This window comes from Paenibacillus sp. 01T422, from assembly GCF_056398785.1.
This window is the reverse complement of record NZ_JBFTQB010001342.1, coordinates 1-1,131: the sequence shown is the minus strand read 5'-3', so window position 1 is coordinate 1,131 and position 1,131 is coordinate 1. Positions and strand designations below refer to the sequence as shown.

The window sequence follows — 1,131 nt, the reverse complement described above, 5'->3', positions numbered from 1 at the left end:
CAATGGAACTAAAAGCTTTGTGATCTACAAGTAATAATACTATATCTGAGTTTCGAATAGCATGCTCTGTAGATGTCAAAATGATGTTCTCCTTTTCTAATCTTGTAGGCAGTTTACTCACATGCGGCTCAGCCACGTACAACTGTCCAACATTACTCCTCGACAAATGCTCCACAATCTCTACAGCTGGACTTTCCCTCAAGTCATCAATATTTGCCTTAAAAGAAAGACCCAGACATGCAATAACTGGCTCCTTAAATCGTTCTGCTTTTGCTTTTACTTTTTCTACGACATATCCTGGTTTATAGTCATTAACAACACGAGCTGTCTGAATTAACTTGGCTTGCTCAGGAGCCGCATCTACGATAAACCATGGATCAACAGCGATACAATGGCCGCCAACTCCAGGACCAGGCTGTAAAATATTAACTCGAGGATGGTGATTTGCTAAACGAATAAGCTCCCATACATTAATATCCAAGTGGTCACAAATCATAGATAACTCATTTGCAAATGCGATATTGACATCACGGAAAGAATTTTCCGTTAGTTTTGCCATTTCCGCCGTCCTTGCATTTGTTTCTAAAATCTTGCCATTAATAAACTGACGATAAAATTCAACTGTTTTAGTTGTAGAGGGTTGATCAATTCCACCGATGATCCGATCATTATCAACTAATTCTTTTAGAATATGACCTGGCAGTACGCGCTCTGGGCAATGAGAGACGTAGAAGCTATTGCATTGCGAGTTCATTTCAACAGGCACTGCCAGTTCAGGTCTTTCTTCCAATATCCATTGAGCTACTTTTTCTGTAGTACCCACTGGACTAGTAGACTCCAAAATAACTAAGCCATCTGCCTTGATATAAGGAGCAATTGATCTAGTAGCACTTTCAACATATGTTAAATCAGGTTTAAATCCATCTTTAAAAGGAGTTGGTACTGAAATTATAAATATATCAGCCTCTACAGGCTGCGTTGACGCTTTAAGCTTACCACCCTGCACGGCAGCTTTAACTAGAATGTCCAGATCTGGTTCATAAATATGTACCTGTCCATTGTTTATCATATTGACTGCATTTTCATTAACGTCTACGCCATGAACATTATATCCCTTAGTTGCTAGTAAGC

1 protein-coding gene is annotated in these 1,131 nt (G+C 39.3%); it reads right to left on the bottom strand.

Annotated elements, in window-relative coordinates; translation table 11 throughout:
* Positions 1–1,131: UDP-N-acetyl-D-mannosamine dehydrogenase (gene wecC / locus AC1DUA_RS38590; protein WP_477504719.1), on the bottom strand; the 1,131-nt coding region annotated here is incomplete at both ends.